General features: G+C 73.0%; 11 protein-coding genes. 7 read left to right on the top strand and 4 right to left on the bottom strand.

Annotated elements, in window-relative coordinates:
• Positions 1–5 precede the first annotated feature (5 nt).
• Both ACFKCF_RS41245 and ACFKCF_RS41240 read left to right on the top strand, forming a co-directional pair.
• Positions 6–1,292 (top strand): MFS transporter, encoded by a 1,287-nt coding sequence (locus tag ACFKCF_RS41245; protein ID WP_394500785.1) that lies wholly within the window; start codon positions 6–8, stop codon positions 1,290–1,292.
• Between the two features lie 113 nt (positions 1,293–1,405).
• Positions 1,406–1,954 carry a GNAT family N-acetyltransferase gene (locus ACFKCF_RS41240; protein WP_394500784.1) on the top strand — a complete coding sequence of 183 codons (549 nt, stop codon included), beginning with the start codon at positions 1,406–1,408 and terminating at the stop codon, positions 1,952–1,954.
• Between the two features lie 231 nt (positions 1,955–2,185).
• Here ACFKCF_RS41240 and ACFKCF_RS41235 read toward each other — a convergent pair whose 3' ends face one another.
• On the bottom strand, positions 2,186–3,406 hold the full coding sequence (locus tag ACFKCF_RS41235) for a LeuA family protein (protein WP_394500783.1): 1,221 nt from the start codon (positions 3,404–3,406) through the stop codon (positions 2,186–2,188).
• Positions 3,407–3,491: 85 nt separating this feature from the next.
• Here ACFKCF_RS41235 and ACFKCF_RS41230 point away from each other — a divergent pair, with 85 nt between their 5' ends.
• Complete coding sequence (locus ACFKCF_RS41230) at positions 3,492–5,138, top strand: citrate/2-methylcitrate synthase (protein WP_394500782.1); 1,647 nt, start codon at positions 3,492–3,494, stop codon at positions 5,136–5,138.
• A 108-nt stretch (positions 5,139–5,246) separates the two neighbouring features.
• Here the strand turns inward: ACFKCF_RS41230 and ACFKCF_RS41225 are convergent, their stop codons facing one another.
• The 3 genes from ACFKCF_RS41225 to ACFKCF_RS41215 are packed head-to-tail and all read right to left on the bottom strand — an operon-like array spanning position 5,247 to position 12,310.
• Positions 5,247–9,038, bottom strand: a complete 3,792-nt coding sequence (locus ACFKCF_RS41225; RefSeq protein ID WP_394500892.1) for a chromosome partitioning protein ParA — start codon at positions 9,036–9,038, stop codon at positions 5,247–5,249.
• A 60-nt stretch (positions 9,039–9,098) separates the two neighbouring features.
• Positions 9,099–11,114: a hypothetical protein gene (locus ACFKCF_RS41220; RefSeq protein WP_394500781.1), complete on the bottom strand. Its 2,016-nt coding sequence runs from the start codon at positions 11,112–11,114 to the stop codon at positions 9,099–9,101.
• Positions 11,114–12,310 carry a hypothetical protein gene (locus tag ACFKCF_RS41215; protein WP_394500780.1) on the bottom strand — a complete coding sequence of 399 codons (1,197 nt, stop codon included), beginning with the start codon at positions 12,308–12,310 and terminating at the stop codon, positions 11,114–11,116. Before ACFKCF_RS41215 ends, ACFKCF_RS41220 begins: the two co-directional genes overlap by 1 nt.
• Positions 12,311–12,485: 175 nt before the next feature.
• Here ACFKCF_RS41215 and ACFKCF_RS41210 point away from each other — a divergent pair, with 175 nt between their 5' ends.
• From ACFKCF_RS41210 to ACFKCF_RS41195, 4 genes are read left to right on the top strand one after another with little or no spacing between them, the layout of a single operon-like run.
• Positions 12,486–14,615, top strand: a complete 2,130-nt coding sequence (locus ACFKCF_RS41210; protein ID WP_394500779.1) for a hypothetical protein — start codon at positions 12,486–12,488, stop codon at positions 14,613–14,615.
• 14 nt (positions 14,616–14,629) lie between these two features.
• Positions 14,630–15,682 carry an AAA family ATPase gene (locus ACFKCF_RS41205; protein ID WP_394500778.1) on the top strand — a complete coding sequence of 351 codons (1,053 nt, stop codon included), beginning with the start codon at positions 14,630–14,632 and terminating at the stop codon, positions 15,680–15,682.
• Positions 15,683–16,801: a DUF58 domain-containing protein gene (locus ACFKCF_RS41200; RefSeq protein WP_394500777.1), complete on the top strand. Its 1,119-nt coding sequence runs from the start codon at positions 15,683–15,685 to the stop codon at positions 16,799–16,801.
• Positions 16,798–18,927, top strand: coding sequence for a DUF3488 and transglutaminase-like domain-containing protein (locus ACFKCF_RS41195; RefSeq protein WP_394500776.1), 2,130 nt, complete (start codon positions 16,798–16,800; stop codon positions 18,925–18,927). Before ACFKCF_RS41200 ends, ACFKCF_RS41195 begins: the two co-directional genes overlap by 4 nt.
• Positions 18,928–18,936: the final 9 nt, after the last annotated feature.

Below are 18,936 nucleotides of genomic sequence, written 5' to 3'. Positions count from 1 at the left end.
CAAATATGACAACGTCCCCCCAAGTCGCCGCACCCAGCCGGTCAAGGATCGCGGCCGCCAGCCTCATCGGCACGGCGATCGAATTCTATGATTTCTACATTTACGGGACCGCGGCGGCCCTGGTGCTCAACACCGCGTTCTTCCCCGGTATGGACCCGGTGGCGGGCAACCTGGCGGCGTTCTCGACCTTCGCGGTGGCGTTCCTGTCGCGCCCGCTCGGCTCGGCCCTGTTCGGGCACTGGGGCGACCGGGTCGGCCGCAAGTCCATGCTCGTGGTGTCGCTGCTGGTGATGGGGCTCTCCACGGTCGCCATCGGGCTGCTGCCCGGCTACGCGGCCATCGGCGTGATCGCGCCCGTGCTGCTGGTGCTGCTGCGGTTCACGCAGGGCATCGGGCTCGGGGGCGAGTGGGGCGGGGCGGCGCTGCTGGCCACCGAGCACGCGCCGCCCGGCCGGCGCGGGCTGTACGCGATGTTCCCGCAGCTCGGCCCGTCGGCCGGGTTCATCGTGGCGAACGGGCTGTTCCTCGTGCTCGGGGAGACGCTCAGCGACGAGCAGTTCGGGGCGTGGGGGTGGCGGCTGCCGTTCGTGGCCAGCCTGCTGCTGGTGATCGTCGGCCTGTACGTACGCCTCAAGATCTCCGAGACGCCGGTCTTCCAGGCGGCCATGGACCAGCGCCGGATCGCCAAGGTTCCGATCGCCGGCCTGCTGCGGCACCAGTGGCGGCGCGTGCTCCTCGGCGCCGGCGCCATGACCGTCGCCTACACCCTCTTCTACACCGCCACCACCTACTGCCTGGCGTACGGCACCACCGCGCTCAAGATCCCGAAGACCACCATGCTCGGCCTGACCATGGTCGGGGTCGTGTTCATGGCCGCGGGCACGGTGGCCTCCGCGATGGTCTCCGACCGGCTCGGCCGCCGCCGCACCCTGCTCACCGGGACCGGCGTGGCCGTCGTTTGGGGGCTGGTGATGTTCCCGCTGATGGAGACCGGGTCCGTGCTCCTGGTGGGCGTGGCGCTGGCGGGGGCGCTCGGCCTGATGGGGCTGGTCTTCGGGCCGATGGGCGCGTACCTGCCGGAGCTCTTCAGGACCCAGTACCGCTACAGCGGCGCCTCGGTGGCCTACAGCCTGGGCGGCGTGCTCGGCGGCGCGGTGCCGCCCCTGGTCGCCACCAGCCTGCAGGCCAGCGGGGCAGGCGTGATGGGCGTCGGCGCCTACGTCTCGGCGATGGCCCTGCTGAGCCTGCTCTGCCTGCTCGCCCTCCCCGAGACCGGCGACGACAGTCTCTGAGCTTGCCTTCTTCGGCTGGTGGCGGTTCAACGGCATGGCGGGTCTGTCTGCGATTTGCCCGTCAGGATGAGCTTGGTTTGCCACCTGACAGCCCGGTCAGATAGGAAACCTGCGTGCTGAGAGGTGACAAGGTCGGGCTCAGGGCCCGGCACGACGACGACATTCCGATCCTGCTGGCCGAGCTCTACGACGACGTGGTCAACGCCTCGCGGGCCGAGGGCCGGCCGTGGCGGCCGATCACCCCCGGCTCGAAGGATCCGCGGCTCGTGGTCGACGACAAGGAGCAAGGGCACGTCCCGTTCTCGGTCGTGGAGCTGGACGGCGGCACGCTGGTCGGCACCGCGACGTTGTGGGGGATCGACACCCACAACCGGTCCGCGCACATCGGGCTTGGGCTGCTGCCGTCGGCCCGCGGCAGGGGCTACGGCACCGACGTGGTCGCGGTGCTGTGCCACTACGGTTTCGTCGTGCGCGGTCTGCAGCGCCTGCAGATCGAGACGCTGTCGGACAACGCCGCGATGCTGCGCTCCGCCGAGCGCAACGGTTTCGTCCGCGAGGGCGTGCTGCGCTCCTCGGCCTGGGTGATGGGCGAGTTCCTGGACGAGGTGCTGCTCGGGCTCCTTTCCGAGGAGTGGAAGCAGGACTCGAAGGCCAACCGCTGATCTTCGCTTTCGGGACTTCGCGAAGATGCCGGGATGTGGCTGGGTGCAGCCGGTCAAGTGATGCGGCGCGGTTTGGTGCCCTCGCGGTGATGAGCCGGGCGTTCGTGGAGTTCGCCGGTGACCCTCCGTGGCGGGGCGCGGGCCGGTCCTTGGAGCCGGGTGGTCGTCCGCGGCCGGCCGGGGTCATCTGGTGCTCGGCCTTCTCACTGTGACCGGCGGTGGAACGACCAGCTAAGGGTTCTCGTATCCGGGGAAGAGCAGCGACAACTCGCGCGGATACGCGGCGATCAGGCGCAGCTCGTCGTCCGTGAGGGGGCGGCCGGTCATGGCGTTGCAGAGCTGAACCAGCCGGAACGCCAGGTCCTCCTCGCGGACCTCCACACCCAGCCCGTCCATGACGTGCCGGAAGCCCGCCTTGCCGCCGTACTCGCCGGTCAGCACCACCCGGCCGTCCCGCGTGTGCCAGTCCTGCGGGAACGGGCCCAGCGAGGCCTCGTCGTACAGCTCGTAGTTGCCGTGGTCCTTGAGCGCGCCGTCGGCGTGGATGCCGCTCTCGTGCGCGAACGCGTTGCGTCCCACCCCGACCTGGCTGTACGGCAGCGGCTGCCCGAACGCGTAACCGGCCCACAGGCCGAACCTGCGGGCCCATGACAGGTCGAGGGCGTCGCCGATCTCCGCGTTGAGCCCGAAGCCGTGCTGAAAGGCCAGGATGGTCGAGAGCAGGTCGGCGTTGCCGGAGCGCTCGCCGATGCCGTTCACGCACGTGTTGATCCACGCGTCCTGCCCCGCGTCGAGGTCACCGAGGGCGCCCGAGACGGAGTTGGCCACGGCCATGCCCAGGTCGTTGTGGCAGTGGGTCTCGACCGGCATCGCGGTGGCGGCGGCCAGCTTGGCGAAGCGCTCGCGGATCCTGTCGGGCGTGTCGCCGCCGATCGTGTCGCAGTAACGCACCCGGTCGGCGCCCGCCTGCTTGGCCGCCAGCGCGAACTCCAGCAGGAACCCGTCGTCCGTCCTCGAACCGTCCTCGGCGTTGACCCCCACGCTCTCGGCGCCCGCGGCCTTGGCCGTGCGCACGGCGGCCGTCATCTCCCTGATGATCGCGTCCCTGTCCAGCCGTCCCCGGAACTTGTTCTGGATCATGTAGTCGGACGTGGAGATGGACAGGTTGTAGTGCTTGAGCCCGAGCGGGGCCGCCTTCTCCACGTCCTGCGGCACGCCCCGGCACCAGCCCGACAACCGCAGGCCGCCGAACGCCCCCGCCTCGGCCAGCGCCACCTGCGCCTTGACGTAGGGGACCTCGTGGAACAGGAAGGGGAACCCGATCTCGGACTGCGCCACGCCGAGCTTGGCCAGATAGAAGTTGACCATGGTCTTGCCGAACTTCGACAGGCCGGTGCGCGCGGTCTGCACGCCGTCCCGGTTGGTCACATCGAGGAAGTGAACTTTTGGCATGCCCTCACGTTGACATGGTCTTTCAACGTGTATCAATATTGATTTTCATCAACCATCAGCTGTCCGTTCGGAGGGATCCGCCGGCGTGGAGTGGATCGACGCGGCCACGGCGGCCGAGCGTCTCGGCGTCAAACCGGCCACGCTGTACGCGTACGTGAGCCGGGGGGTGCTGCAGCGGCGGCACAGCGAGGACGGGCGGCGCAGCCTCTTCTCGGTGGAGGAGATCGAGCGCCTCGCCCGCCGCGGCCGCCCCCGGAGCCAGCCGCCGGAGCTCGTCATCGAGTCGGCCATCACGGCCCTGGGCGTGGACCGGCCCCACTACCGGGGGCTCGACGCGCTGGGGCTCGCGCTGACCAGCGACTTCGAAACGGTCGCCGCCTGGCTCTGGACCGCCGACCCATCCCTCTGGCACCCTCCCACCCCGCCACACCCACACCCGCCCGCCACCGCCACCACCCCGCCGCACCCACGCTGGTCCACCACGTCAGCCACATCGCCGCACCCAGGCTCGTCCACCACTTCCGCCACATCTCCGGGCCCACAGCCGCCCGCCACCGCCACCACCCCGCCGCACCCACGCTGGTCCACCGCGCCCGCCACATCTCCGGACCCACAGCCGCCCGCCACGCCCGCCCACCGAGCGGCCCCGCCCTCGTCGGCCACGCCCGCGCATCAAAGGGACCTGCACCCGTCCGCTACGCCGCCGGACCCGCGCTCGCCCGCAGCGCCCGCTCACCAAGGGGACCCGCATTCACCCCCAGCCCCCGCTCACCAAGGGGACCCGCGCGGCGTGGCGGGAGGTGCCGTCCCCGGGGATCAAGCCGTCGCTCATCCCGGCGCGAGCGCTCAAGGGGTGCGGGTTCGGTGGCCGGAGCCGTGGCGTTGCGAGGCCGACGCGCTGCGGGCGGCCGTGACCGCCCAGCGCGGCCTCCCCGATGACCTCCTGCCCCTCGACCGGCTGCAGGTGATCACCACGGTCCTGGGCGCCTCCGACTCCCTGCGCTACCAGCTCGACCCCACCTCCGTAGCCGCGACCGGCCGCCGCATGATCGCGGGCCTCGTCGACGCGCTCCCGCAGCTCAGCGAGCCCCAAGGCGACTCGATCGCCGAGCGGCTCTGGTCCCGGCTGTGCCCGCGCCCCGGGACCCCCGGGCTCCTGAACGCCGTCCAGGCCGCCCTGGTCCTGCTCGCCGACCACGAGCTCGCCGCCTCCACCCTGGCCGCCAGGGTCGCCGCCTCCGCCAAGGCCGACCCGTACGCCGTCGTGCTGACCGGGCTCGGCGTGCTGGGCGGCCCGCTGCACGGCGGCGCGTCGTACGGCGCCGAACGCCTGCTGGCCGAGGTCGCCGAGCCGCGCCAGGCCGCCCGGGCGATCGCCGAGCGGGTACGTCGTGGCGAGCGCATCCCCGGCTTCGGCCACAGCGTCTACAAGAACGGCGACGCGCGCGGCGCCCTCCTGCTCGACCTGGTCAAGGAGGCCGCGCCGGGGCACGAGCGGATCGCCGCGGGAGTGGCCGTGCTGGAGGAGATGCGCAGGCGCCGCCTCCCGGAGCGCAACGTCGACTTCGCCCTCGCCACCCTCACCGCCGTCAGCGGCATGGTGAGCGGCGCGGGCGAGGCCATCTTCGCGGTGGCCAGGGTGGCGGGGTGGCTGGCGCACGCGATGGAGGAGTACGACCGAGGCGCCCTCCTCCGCCTGCGCGCCTCCTACACAGGCCCGCCCGTCAAGTGAGTGGCGCCGCCTGCGCGCCTGCTACTGGGGTCCGCCCGTCAGGTGAGTCGCGCCTGCTACCGGGATCCGCCCGTCAGGTGCGTCACGCCTCCTACCCAGATCTCCCCGTCAGGTGAGCCCCGCCGCCGTCCTGTCGACGTAGGCGGCCAGGGCGCGCACCCGTTCGGCGTGCTGGTCGTGCCCGACGATCACCGGCGGCTCGTTGTACGGCATCGCGTCCGACGAGCGCCGCAGCTTGATGTACTGCCCGCAGGCGTCGATCGCGTACGGCTCCATGTCGTCCTGCAGCGCCCCGATCACCGTGATCCCGTACGTCTCCCCGATCCGCCTGAAGAGCGCGACCGCCTCCCTCCGGTGCTCCTTGCCCAGGTTGCGGCCGAGTTCGTCGAGCACCAGGCACAGGTGACCGCCCCCAGACGAGGCAATGGCCGCCGCGCACACCAGCTTGACGGCCTTCTCGTCCATGAGCGCGGTGTTGGCCCGCCGGTTGTACGGCACGAACCCCTGCCCCTCGCCCCGCCGCCACTTCGGCGTCACCCGCCACTGCCAGCGCTGCTCGGGATCGGCCGGCGCGGGCGGCACCGGGAACTCCAGCGTCGCTCCGTAACCCCCGTACGACGTGTCGAGCTTCTCGAACTCCTCGGCCACCCGCGTCAGCCGCGCCTTGATCGCCGCCGTCAGCGCCGCCCGGTGCACGGCCGTCGACTGCGCCGCCTCCTCGGCGCCCCTGGCCGCCGCCGACAGGTCGCGCTGCCGGGAGACGACCTGCGCCTCGATCTGGCGGCGCTGGTGCCGTTCGTACTCCTCCTGGCCCCGCAGGTAGGAGGCCAGCGCTCCGCACACCGCCGCGAACGTCGCCTGCTCCCGCGCCGTGCTCCCGCCCCGCTCGCTCAGCAGGAACCGCAGCTCCTCGGGAATCTCCGCGTCCTCCTCCGGGAACGTGTCGCGCAAGGCCTGGTCGAAGTGGCGTTCGGCGACCCGCCACCACTCCTCGGCCGCCCGCGGCCGCTCCTCCTCGGGCAGCGCGTTCAGCCATTCGCGAGCCGTCTCGACCGTGCCGCCCCAGTCGGCGGCCAGCGCGTCCAGCTTGAGTGACTCGCGCTCGGCGACGACCTTGGCCTCCTGGTCGCGGGCCTGCGTCCGCTCGGTCTCGTGCCGGTGCCGGCGCCCCTCCAGGCGTTCGATCTCCATGTCCCTGGTCCTGGCCCGGAAGTCCAGCGCACCGGCGTGTCGCTCGGCCTCGGCCACCTTCGGGGCCAGCTCGCCGATCGCCGCGTTCAGCTCGGTCAGCCTGGCCCGCCGCTCGCCCAGCTTCGCCTCCAGCTCGGCCAGGCGCACCCCGGCCCTGGCCCCTTCCAGCCGCCGCTGCGCCTCCGCCACGTCCTCTTCTCCGTCGCGTACGGCCTGCGCCGCCGTCTCCTGGACGTCCTTGGCCCGGTTGAGCCGCAGCTCGGCGGCCTTGATCCGGGCCTCCCGCCCGGTGGCCACCCCGTCGAACGCCCCCACGACGCTCACCCCGGCCGAGCTGACCAGCACGGACCCGGGCAACTCGGCCAGAGCGGCAGCGGCGTCGTCGAGCTGCGCGGCATCCACGATCACCGCATGCTCATTCGGCCACCCCCGCAAATCCCCCAACGCCACCCCGGCCAACCGCCCGCCGACGCCACTGGCCGAGCCTCGTCCAGCGCCTTGCGCCGTACCAGCGTCTTGCGCGCCGCTGCCTTGCGTGGTGCCGGTACCTTGCCCGCTGCCTTGCTCGCCGCCGTCGCCGGCCATTTCGCTTCCGAGGCCCTGCCCGACGACCTCACCCGCCCTGCCCCCGGACGCCTTCCCGTAGCGTGCTTTGAGGGCGGCGCCGAGCGCCTCGGCCTCACCCGAACCAGAAACAGCCCCAGGCGCGGCCCCGGCTACCTCAGGGGAGACCCGGGTCGCACCAGAACTCGCCCCGGCCGCACCAGAGGCGGCCCCCGTCGCACCAGAACTGGCCGCGGTCGTACCAGAAGCGGGCCCGGTCGCTTCAGGGGTGGCCAAGATCGCACGGGTTGCCCCGCGAAGTGGGCGGCCTCCGCCGGAGGAGTGCGCCGGAGGGGTGTGGGCGGCGTCGCGGGCCTGTTCGGCCACGTCGAGCGCGTCCAGCAGGCCGGTGGCGCCGATGCCCGCCGCCGCCAGCGCGTTGAGCTGGGCCGCCGCCGGACCGCCCTCGGCGTCGTCCAGCGCCGCCTGCGCCGAGGACACCTCCTGGTCGGCCACCCCGAGCGCCTTGAGCGCCTCGTTCAGCCGCAGCCGGACCTCCTTCAGCTCCCGCTCCGCCGTGGGCACGTCACGCCCGTCCGCGAACCTGCGCGTCTCCTCCAGCGCCGGGATCAGGCCGCGCAGCTCGTCGGCGGAGTTCTCGGCCACCGCACGGTCGGCGTCCAGCTTGGCCGCCCGCGCCTGCAGCGCCGCCAGCTCCTTGCGGGCCTGCGAGACCTGCCTGTCGAGGGTGTCCTCCCGCAGCGTGCCGATCTCCGCCTTGACCATGGCGATCGCCTCGGTCGCCGCCTCACCGGCGGCGTGGTGCCGTTCGAGGTCGGCGGCCAGTGCCTCGTCCTTGCCCGCCGCGTCGGCCAGCTTGCGCGCCTGCCTGCCGCGCCAGCACCGCAGCGCGTCCGCCAACCGGATCCTCGCCTGATCACGCCGGTCGAACGTGGTCAGCAGCGCCTTCGACTCCGTCTCGAACTCCGCCAGCCGTTCGGCCGCCTGCGCGGCGCGCACCCGCTTGGCGTGCTCGTCGCGACGGGCCTCCCGCTCCTGCTCCAGCTCGGCGTCGAGGCCGGTGAGGGCCGCGATGGCCTCGAAGACGCGTTCGGGCGAGATCTCGTTCAGCGGCTGGGAGAGCAGGTTCGTGGCGACCTTGCTGCGTACGGACGTGGACAGGAACGACACGCACCTGACCCGGTCCCCGTAGAGCACCTTGGTGAGGTCGCGCGCCACCACGTCGCGCCGCCCGGCCGATTTCGGCAGCGACGCCCAGATCTCGTCGGCCCGGGCCACCCGCTCCGCCTCGGACGGGGAGGCCGCCAGATGCACCCCTTCCCGCCACCGGATCTCCAGGTGCGGCGCCTCCTGGTTGACCTTGAGCCACACGGTGATCGCCCCGCCCGAGGTGTCGGGCACCTCGAACAGCTCCCCACTCAGCTCAGCCCCGGTCACCTGACTTTCAAGTACGAACTCCCCGCCACCACCACCGGTAACACCACCGCCACCTGCGACGGCGGCACTACCGGCACCACCGCCACCCGCAACGCCCCCGCCACCGGGAATGCCCCCGCTACCGGTGACGGCCGCGCCACCCGCAACGACCCCGCTACCGGTGACGGCCGTGGCACCTGCAACGGCCGTGCGACCTGCTCCGGCCGCGCCACCCGCGATGGCCGCGCCACCTCCAACGGCCGCGCTCCCCCTGGTCGCGCCGCCCAGGGCCGCGGGGTCAGCTTGGGTGGGGTCCGATGCGGCGCCGCCCGCCGCGCCGGCCGGAACGGCGCTCGCCGCCGCCTCCGCCGCGTCGTACGGGGCGAAGCCGTTCATGCCGGGCGGGCCGAAGACGCCCACGATGTAGCCATGGTCGGCGCTCGCCCACTGGCGGGACCCGGCGCCGCTGGCCAGTTCGGCGTTGAAGAGCAGCTCCGACACCGCCTTGGCGCCCGAGGCGAAGCGCCACTGCTCGTCCCCCAGCAGCGCCGTGATCGAGGCGATGAACGATGACTTGCCCGCGCCGTTGGAGTCCTTGGGCCCGGCGCCCGCCACGACGATGAGCGTGCCGGGGACGGTGGGCACCGGATGGGTGGAGAGCCGCGAAATGTTGACCGCCTGCACAGCGATCAGCACCCGATCTCCGACGACGTTCTCCACCTGCGACACCGTTAACCCCCGTAGTCCTTCCATCCGTCATGACGCTGAATTCGTGTGCTGTTGCGGCGGTCACTTCGCCGATCTTCGGGCTCGTACGGCGGACGCCAGCGGCGTGTTGGGTCCGGCCGCCAGGATCAGCTCCTCCTGCAACCGTCGCCGAGCCGCCGGAGTGAGCCGGTGGAACTGCGGGCCCGGCACGTAACCGCCCGCCTCCTCGCCGGCCTTGACCTGCCCCAGCAGCCCCGCGTGCCGCAACGTTCGCAACGCGGCCTCCAGCTCGCCGATCGGCAGCTGGGTGTGGCGGCGCAGCTCGTCCACCGGCGTGGGGTGCGGCGACAACCACGAGTCCTCGGGCAACAGCCCCTCGGCCCGGGGGATGGCGACGGAGTGCACCAGGACGAGCGTCAGCACCGCCCGCTCGCTCACCCCCAGCCGCGCACCCGCCGGGACGGCGAAGCGGCCTGCAGGACCCACCGCTCGCGCGCCCACCGGATCGCCACCGTTCCGAGGATCGCCGCCGCTTCCCGGATCGCCACTGCTCCCCGGATCGCCACCGCCCGCCCGATCGCCGCCCTCGCCCGCCCCCCCGGCGACAGCCGTGCCCGTGGGGGAGAGGCTCTCGATCGGAGCCGGGCCAGCACCGGCGGCAGGAGTCCCCTGCACGGCTTCGCCCGGGACATCGTGCGGGGCGTCGCGCCGGGCTCCGTGTGGGATCTCGTGCGTCGCTTCGCGCGGAACCTCCTGCGTGGCTTCACGCGCGCCGATCTCGTGCGCGGCCTTGTGCGGGGTGTCGGTTGCGGACGTCGTGAGGGCGGCGGCCTGGATGTCGTCGTAGCCGGAGGTCCAGCGGTCGCGGTGCTGGATGAGCGTACGGCCGCGCCTGGCCAGCATCTCGCTCAGCGTGTGGCGTAGGGCCGGGTCGCGCAGGGCGGCGAAGCGCACCTCCTGCACCGGCTCGGCCGCGTGCTCCACCACCATGAACGCCGCCACCAGCTCCGCCCGGCGCCGCTCGTCATAAGCCCCCAGCAGATCGTCGAACTCGGCGGACCCGCCCTCGACCCGCCCCCCGAGCCCCGCCTCCGGGTCGGGGACGGTCTCGGCCGGGTGGGCGGCGGCCACGATGTCGGCGTCGCCGACCACGGTGAGCTCGGGACGCTCGGGCTCGGGCAGGCGGCGGACCAGCTCCTGCAACTGCGCGTGCGACTCCACCGGCCACAACGCACAGCGCGGGCCGAGGGTGACCACGCCGTCGTCCACGACGATCCACGCGGAGTCGTGCAGGCGCCGCATCGCGCCGATCGCCCAGTTGCGCATCAGGTCGTCGGTGCGGCCGATCAGCGCCCGGTACGTGTCGAGCACCAGCTCCACGGGCGCGGGCTCACCCGGCCACGGGTCCACGGACAGGTCGGTCCAGCAGCACTTGAGCACGGCCGCCAGCACCCGCCGGGTCTCTCCGGACCGCTCCACCGGAACGGGCGCAACCTGGTACTCCTCCAGCAGCGACGGCGTCACCCCGTCGGGCCACACCGGCAGGGCCTGCCCGGTGGCGTCGGATCGTGTCAGTCGCACCATGCCCGGCGGCGCGGGCTCCCCGGCCGCCAGCCACAGCGGCCCACCCGACCGCACCCGCACATGCGCGGCGGGCCCGTCGAGGGCACCCGCCCGAGCCCGGACCCGCGCCTTCGCGGCGCCCTTCGAACGCGAGCGGACTCCTGCCCCCTGGCCGCCGCTCTCGCCAACGGTGGCCGGGCGGGTGCGGACTTCAGCGTCGGCCCGTGCAGCCGCCTCCACGGTCTGCGGGTCCTCCGAAGGCTGCGGGGCCTTCGGGGTTTGCGGTGCCGGGGCCGGTGGGTCGGCGGCCAGGGCCTCAGCCCGAGCGGCGGAGGCGCCGCCCGCCGAGAGCGCAGGCGCGTCGGGCGCGGACGTTTCCAGGCGGTCGGCTCCCGGGAGGACGGCTTCCGAGTCGTCGGGCCCTGGGCGGTCGAGCTCCGGCTGAGCGGGGTCCGGGTGGGCGGGGTCCGGCTGAGCGGGGTCCGGGTGGGCGGCGTCCGGGCGGGTGGGGTCCGGGTGGTTTGGGGTGGGCATCAGGTGCGCTCCAAGTAGCCCTGGGAGAGCCAGGCCGGCTCGCGGTCCGGGTCGATCGAGAGCCCGTCGGACCACGCCAGCCGGTAAGGCAGCTCAGGCCGCAGGTCCACGGTCGTCAGGTCGGCCAGCACGCGTCGCGCCGAGGGCCAGTCGGAGCCCAGCACGTCGGCCAGCGCCACCCGCGGGGCGTCGCCCAGCAGCGACTCCGCCACCTCCCTCAGCCGCTCCATGGCCGCGCTGAGCGAGGTGTCGAGCGAGTCGCCGGGACCGGGGTCGGGGAGGTTGGAGCGCGGGGGGGTGGGCTGGGCGGGAGCGGGGCGCGGGGCCTCGTCCACGGCGCGGGCGATGGCGGCCGGATCGTGCCAGGGCGCGGGCACGTCGAACACGAACCCGTCGAGCACCGCCGCCAGCTGCTCCCGCGTCGCGGTCTGCGAGAACGTGCGCCACGTCTCCGTGGGCAGCAACGTCAGGTTGCGGGTGGTGCCCGCCGAGTCGGCCAGGCGTCCGGCGGCGCGGCGGGAGGCGTCGCTGTAGGCGTAGATGGCCGCCCGCAGGTCGGTGCAGACCCGGTCGAGCTCCGGCCAGCGGGTCAGGATGGTGCCGTGCAGACTCTGCGCGCGCCGGGCGATCTCCTCGGTGCCCCACAGCTTGGGCGCCTGCTCGCGCAGCTCCTCGATGGTGCCCGTGGTGAGCGTGATCAGCTCCAGCGCCCACAGCCGGAACGCCCGCGCCAGGTTGACCGCGCTCTGCCTGGCCTCCTCCATCGTGGTGCGGGGATCGGCGACATTGAGGTCTTCGAGCGCCAGCAGCCGGTGCATCTCCGACTGCCCGCCGTCGGACATCATCCGCCGGATGAACATCAGCCCGACGACACTCGTGAACGAGGCCCGGTAACGCAACTGGTTGGGCTTGGGGAACACCTCGCGGACGGCCCCGAGCCCCTTGAGCACCCGCAGCCGGTTGTCGAACTGGTCGCCCGGATAGGCCCGGCACGCGAAGCGCATCTGCTCGTGCGTCAGCCACTCCTCGCCCGCCTCCGCGAACGCCGAGAACAGCGTCTCGGCGATGTCGACCAGGGCGGGGTCGTCGACGACCGCGCCGCTGTCGCGCGCCAGCGCGGCGAACATCCGGCGGTAGGTCGACAGGACCGCCTCGTCGGTGAGGACTGCGTCGAGGGTCAGGGGCTGTTCGGACACGGGCACTAAGGTACGGCTTCGCGCCGACAGTCTCGGCACACCACAATCACCTCAGGAGTCCTACCAGCCGGTACATACGCACAAGCGACCGGTGAGCGCTAGTGTGATGCCCGATAATACGGGGGCAAACGCTCTGTAATCGTACATACGGGGTGAGTTACGCGTGCAGTTGCGCATGCTCCGAGAGGACCGAACCACGGCCGTGATCGCCGGCGTGGCCGCCGTGGTCCTGGTGGCCGCGGCGGCGTGGTTCGGCGTGGGCGTGTCCAGCGCCAATCCGAAGCTGGCCGACGTGGGCGCCTGGCTCTGGACCCGGGCCAAGGGCAAGATCGTGCACGTCAACGGCCTGTCCGGCGAGGTCGACGGCTACCTCGACGACAAGGCCGGCCGACAGCTGCGCGTCGTGCAGGACGGCGGGAACGTGCTGCTCGTCGACGACGCCACCGGTTACGTCAGCCGGATCGACCCCAGCCAGCTCACCGTCTCCCAGACCCGCGACCTCGGCGCGGCCGGGCTGCAGCTCGCGGTGTCCGGCGACACCGGGTACGCCGTGGACCCGGCGTCCGGCAAGGTCCAGCGGATCGACCCGGTCACGCTCAACGCCGTCGGCGCCCCGATCACCCTCCCAGGACCGCTCGGCGCGGCCCGCATCGACGGCGGCGGCCGGCTGTGGGTCCCCGTGACCGCGAAGGGCCAGGTCGTACCGGTGTCGAACGGCGCCGCGGCGAGCCCGCTCAAGGTCGGCGAGCCGGGTGAGGAGCTCGCGGTCACGATCGCCGGCGGCCTGCCCGTCGTGGTCAACAGCCGGGCCGCCACCGCCACGGTCATCGGCTCGGACGGCGGCGTCGGCGAGATCACCCTGCCCAAGGGCGTGGCCCAGGCCGCCAAGGGCGGCGCGCTCACCCCCGCCACGACCGAGGGCTCGCTGGTCCCGATCCTGACGCCCGGCGGCTCGGGGCTGCTCGTGGTGATCGACACCTCGTCCAACTCGGTGCTGAGCACCAAGTTCGAGTCGGACGACCCCGCCAAGCTCGGGGTGCCGCAGGTGCTCGGCACCAAGGTGTACGTGCCCGACCAGGGCAAGGGCTCTCTCATCGTCTGGGACAGCGCGGCCGGCGGCCGGCCCACCACGCTCCAGGTGACCCAGGCGCCCGGCCCGGTGGACGTGTTCGTCAAGGACGGCCTGCTCTGGGCCAACGACGAGAACGGCGACAAGGCGGTCGTCATCGACCCCGAGGGCCGCAAGCACGACGTCGACAAGGACGACTCCGACGTACCGGGACCGACCAGCACGCCCAAGCCCAAGCAGACGCCGCGCCCGGACCCGTCCAAGACGGACACCAGGCCCGACCCCGTGCCGACGAGGTCCGAGCCGCGTCCCACGCAGACCCGTGAGGCCGAGCCGACCCGCGAGGCCGAGCCCACGCCGACCCCGAGCCGCGGGCCCACCAGATCGCCCACGCCGACCCCGTCGGCCGGCGCGCCGTCCGCGCCCAGCGCCGTCAGCGCCAGGTCCGGGCCCGGCAAGGTGACGGTGACCTTCAGCGCGTCCACCGGCGGCAAGGTCGAGCGGTACACGCTGAAGACCTCGTCCGGCGCCGGCCGGTCCGTGCCGCAGTCGGTGGACGCGAACGGGCCGTTCCAGTTCGAGTTCACGGGCGGGGACTGCGCGAACGAGTACACGTTCGTGGTGGTCGCGCACTGGTCGGGCGGCGAGGTCGAGTCGCAGCCCAGCGCCGGGGCCAAGCCCTGCGTGGCGCCCGGCTCGCCGACCGGCTTCGCCGCCAAGGCCAAGAACCGGGGTGCCGAGCTGAGCTGGAGCGCCCCCGCGAACGCCGACGACGGCGTCACCTACGAGCTCACCGGCGCGGCCACCAACGACGGCATCAAGGGGACGTCGTTCACGGTGGACGGGCTGAAGAACAACCAGAAGCACGCGTTCAAGCTCAAGGCGAAGAACGCGGCGGGGGAGAGCCCGGACGTGGCCACGACCGAGGTGGACCTGGCCTACCCGAGGCAGCAGTACAAGAACAAGAACAACGACCAGACCAACACCCTGATCCGGCCCGCTCCCGCCAAGAACGGCACCGACAACGTCGGCAAGATCCCGCAGGGCCAGTACATCACGGTGACCGTGATCTGCCAGGTCAAGGGCCAGTCTGTCACCGAGTCGCAAGACGGCAGCACGAGTGACATTTGGAACAAAGTTGAAACGCAGTACGGGAACGGGTGGCTCAGCGACACTCTGGTGGCGACTCCGGACGGCGGCTTCCCCGAGGGGCCGCTCTTCGAGTGCACCGACTGAGGAGGGGGGCTCAGTTGACTCAGTACAACTACCAGGACCAGTTCGAGCAGACGGTGCAGCCGTACCAGCAGCAGGGGCCCGAACAGTCCTACCAGCAGCAGCCGCCGCAGCAGAGCGCGCAGCTGGCCGGGCAGTTCGCGCAGCGCTTCCAGCTGCTCGCCGGCAACATCGAGCGCATCATCAGGGGCAAGCACGAGGCGATCGAGCTGGCGCTGATCTGCCTGTTCTCGGAGGGGCACCTGCTCGTCGAGGACGTGCCCGGCACCGGCAAGACCACGCTGGCCAGGTCGCTCGCGGCCAGCGTGGACGCCGAGTGGCGGCGCATCCAGTTCACCCCTGACCTGCTGCCCAGCGACATCACCGGCGTGTCGATCTTCAACCAGGCGCACCAGAAGTTCGAGTTCCACCACGGGCCCGTCTTCGCGAACATCGTGCTCGCCGACGAGATCAACCGCGCCTCGCCGAAGACCCAGGCCGCGCTGCTGGAGGTCATGGAGGAGCGCCGGGTCACGGTGGACGCCGAGCCGCATCCGGTACCCAGGCCGTTCCTGGTGGTGGCCACGCAGAACCCGGTCGACATGGACGGCACGTACCCGCTGCCCGAGGCCCAGCTGGACCGCTTCCTGATGAAGATCTCCGTCGGCTATCCCGACCACGTCTCCGAGGTGGAGGTGCTCAAGGGCATGCCGACGGGGCCGCAGGTCGAGCGGCTGCCGGTGGTGGCGCGGTCGTCGGACGTGGCCGGGATGATCGACTTCGCCTCCCGGATCCACGTGGCCGACGCCGTGTACGACTACATCGTCGCGCTGTGCTCTGCCACCCGTACCAGCCCTCACCTGCGGCTCGGGGCCAGCCCCCGGGGCAGCCTGGCGTTGCTGCGCGCGGCCAGGGTCAAGGCCGCCGCGGCCGGCCGGCACTACGTCGTGCCGGAGGACGTGAAGGCGCTGGCCGTCCCCGTGCTGGCGCACCGGCTGATCCTCATGCCCGAGGCCGAGCTGCGCGAGGTCACCGCCGCGGCCGTGCTCGGCGAGATCCTCGCCGGGATGCCGGTGCCGCAGGCGGCGTAGGTGCCGACCCCGCCACCGGCTCCCTGGCAGCGGCTCACCGCGGTGCTGACCCCGCTGGGCTGGGGGACTCTCGCCGGGTCCCTCGCGCTGTACGCGGCGGGGTTCGCGCTCGGTTACCCCGAGCCCGTCGTGCTCGCCACCGGCGGCCTGCTCGCGCTGGCCGCCGCGCTCGCGTGGACCGCCCCCAGGCCCAGGCTGGAGGTGCGGCGCGAGGTCACGCCTCTGAAGGTGCCGCGCGGGGAGGCCGCCGTCGCCGTCCTGAACGTGACCAACCTCGGCCGCCGGGGCCTGTCCGGCCTGCGCGCCCAGGACCGGATCGGTACGTCGGAGCACACCGTCGACCTGCCCAGGCTGCCGAAGGGGGCCGTCCGCACGGTGTCGTACCCGCTGCCGACGGACGCCCGCGGCGAGATCCCAGTGGGGCCGCTGCTGCTCGTCCGGGCCGACCCGTTCGGGCTAACGCGCCGCGTCAGATCGTACGGTTCGCCGGTCACCCTCCTGGTACGGCCCCGCACGATCCCCCTGCCCGTCCCCCCGTCCGGCAGGGCCCACCACCTGGAGGGCCCCACCAGCGACAACGCCCCCAGCGGCACGGTCACCTTCCACACCCTCCGCGAGTACGTCGTCGGCGACGACCTGCGCCATGTCCACTGGCGCTCGAGCGCCCGCACCGGGACCCTCATGGTCCGCCAGCTCATCGACGCCAGCCTCCCCACCACCACCGTCGTCCTGGACACCCGCGACCTCACGGAGCTGGCCGTGGACGCCGCCGCCTCGGTCGCGCTCGCCGCCGCCACGGCTGGCTTCCCGGTACGCCTCGTCACCGGCGACGGCCCCGTGCCCGACGCCAAGGACCCTGAGACGGTGCTGGACCGCCTGGCCCGGGTACGGCCGGGCACGGGCGGCGTCACGGAGCCGATGCGCCTGGCCCGGGGTGGCGGCTCCCTGGTGCTGGTCACGGCGGACCCCGCGGAGGCGGGGCGGGTGGCGGGGGTGCGCCGCCGCTTCGACCGCGTCATCTGCGTCTACGTCGGCGCTGGGGCGGTCGCGGTCCCCGGGGTCGCGGTCCTGCCGATCGGCTCCCTGGACGCGCTCCCGCTCGCATGGGGGTCCCGATGACCACCCCGGCTCCCAGGAGCGGCGGCCGGCGCAGGCGCGCGCCGGCCGCCGCGACGCCCGGCGCCGCGCCCATGGGTGAGGCGTCGTGGCGGCGGTTGGTGGGGGCGGCGCTGGTGGCGGCCGTCGCCGGAACGGCCGGGTGGGGGTTCCACCGCGTGTTCCCCGGCACCGAGCTGCTGACCGCCGTGATCCCCGCGGCCGTCGCCCCCGCCGTCGTCGCCGCGGTCCTCGGCAGGCGCCCCCTCTGGCTCGCCCTGGTCCTGGACGTCGTCCTCTGGTTCGCCGGCACCGTCCTCCTCTACAAGGCCCCGGCCCCAGGCGTGTTCGCCGACGTGGCGAACTCCTGGCACGCCCTGCTCACCACCCTCCTGCCCGCCCAGCCCGAGCCGCACCTCCTCGTCCTCGTCCACACCCTCGTCTGGGCGGCCTCGGTCATCGGCGCCGAGACGCTGGCCCGCACCCGCACGAGGATCGTCGCCGCCGTCCCGGCCCTGGTCGTCTACGGCACGGCGCTCGTGCTGGGCGTGGACGGCGAGGGCTCGAACCTCCCCGTGGCGGGCGCGCTGTTCGTGCTGATCGCCGCGCTGGCGCTGCTGCGCGACGACCGTCCACCGATCTGGTTGCTGGCCGGATTGCCGGCCGCCGCCGCGCTGGCCGCGCCGGCGCTGGTCGTGGGCCCGCTGCTGCCCATCGCCGCGCAGCCGTACAACCCGCGGCAGGACGCCGACCTCCCTCCGCCGGTACGCGTCGACAGCGTCAGCCCGCTGGACCGGGTCTCGGCGTGGCTGCAGATCCCCGACCGGGAGCTGTTCACCGTCAAGGCCGACAAACCGCTCAACTGGCGGCTGGCCGTGCTCGACCGGTACGACGGCGTGCGATGGACCTCCGGGGCCCGGTTCCAGCCCACCGGCGGCCGGGTGCCCGAGCCGGACTGGACGGGCAGGGCGGACGTCGTCCGTCAGAAGGTGACGTTCGACGGGCTCCCGGGCACCTGGCTGCCCGCGGCCGAGCGGCCCGAGCGGGTCAGCGGCGTGCGGGGGCTGGTGGTGGACCCCGAGAGCGGCGCGCTGCTGGCCGGCGCCAAGCCCGCCAAGGGGTTCAGCTACGAGGTGACCTCGAAGGTGGCCCGGCCTTCCAAGCAGGAGCTGCTCGACGCCACGCCCGTCGACGACCCGGCCCTGACCGCGTTCCCGGCCGGGCCGCAGCAGCGGCTGTTCCGCAGGCTCGCCCAGGAGGCCACCAAGGGCGCGACCTCGCCGATCACGCGGGCGTACCGGCTGCAGAAGTATCTGCGCACCAACGCCAGTTACGACGTCACCGCGCCCCCGGGGCACTCGCTCAAGGGGCTGGAGTTCTTCCTGCAGACCACGCACCGGGGGACGTCGGAGCAGTTCGCGACGGCGTTCGCGCTCATGGCCAGGACGCTCGGGCTGCCGTCGCGGGTGGTGGTGGGGTTCAGGCCGGGCGCGGAGTCCGGCGGGATTTATCACGTTAAATCGGGCCACGTCATGGTGTGGGCGGAGATCAAGTTCGACCGGCTCGGCTGGCGGCCGTTCTACCCCACGCCGGGCCGCAGCGGCGCCAAGGACGACCACGACGTCGTGTCCTCGGCCATCGAGGAGAGCGAGGAACTGGAGGGTGAGTTCACCCAGGGCGGGAGCGACCGGCCGAAGACGTCCCAGCCGCAGGCCACGGGGAACGGCGAGGAGCCTTCGAGCGGCCCGGCGGTCTGGCTGATCGCGTCGGTGGCGGGCGGGGCGCTGCTGGTGGCGTACGCCGGGGTGGTGGTGGCCCTGCCGTGGTGGCGCAGGCGGAAGCGCCGCCGGGCCGAGGGGCCCGAGCAGCGGGTGCTCGGCGCGTGGCGGCAGACCTGCGACGACCTGGGGCTGAGGGACCAGTACGCCCTGACGGCGGCGGACGTCGTCGCCAGGCAGGCAGACTCGAGTGATATTTCCTCTCACATCCAGCCATTGGCCGAAATTTCAAACTTCGTCCGGTACGCCCCCGAGGCCGTCACCGAGGACGCCGCCGCCGCGGCCTGGCAGCGCAGCGACGCCATCCGCAGAGCCGTACGCGCCAGAACCCCCCTGACCACCCGCCTGCGCAATCGCCTCCTCCTGAGATGACGGTGAGTA

It is taken from the genome of Nonomuraea sp. JJY05 (assembly GCF_043496855.1).
Classification (GTDB): Bacteria; Actinomycetota; Actinomycetes; order Streptosporangiales; family Streptosporangiaceae; genus Nonomuraea.
This window is presented reverse-complemented; position numbering and strand designations above follow the sequence as displayed.

Bases quoted from the DNA above. Each gene is read 5' to 3' on its own strand.
- ACFKCF_RS41195 (WP_394500776.1), top strand. From the start codon at position 16,798: ATGACCACCCCGGCTCCCAGGAGCGGCGGCCGGCGCAGGCGCGCGCCG.
- ACFKCF_RS41210 (WP_394500779.1), top strand. From the start codon at position 12,486: ATGCTCCGAGAGGACCGAACCACGGCCGTGATCGCCGGCGTGGCCGCC.
- ACFKCF_RS41245 (WP_394500785.1), top strand. From the start codon at position 6: ATGACAACGTCCCCCCAAGTCGCCGCACCCAGCCGGTCAAGGATCGCG.
- ACFKCF_RS41235 (WP_394500783.1), bottom strand. From the start codon at position 3,406: ATGCCAAAAGTTCACTTCCTCGATGTGACCAACCGGGACGGCGTGCAG.
- ACFKCF_RS41220 (WP_394500781.1), bottom strand. From the start codon at position 11,114: ATGCCCACCCCAAACCACCCGGACCCCACCCGCCCGGACGCCGCCCAC.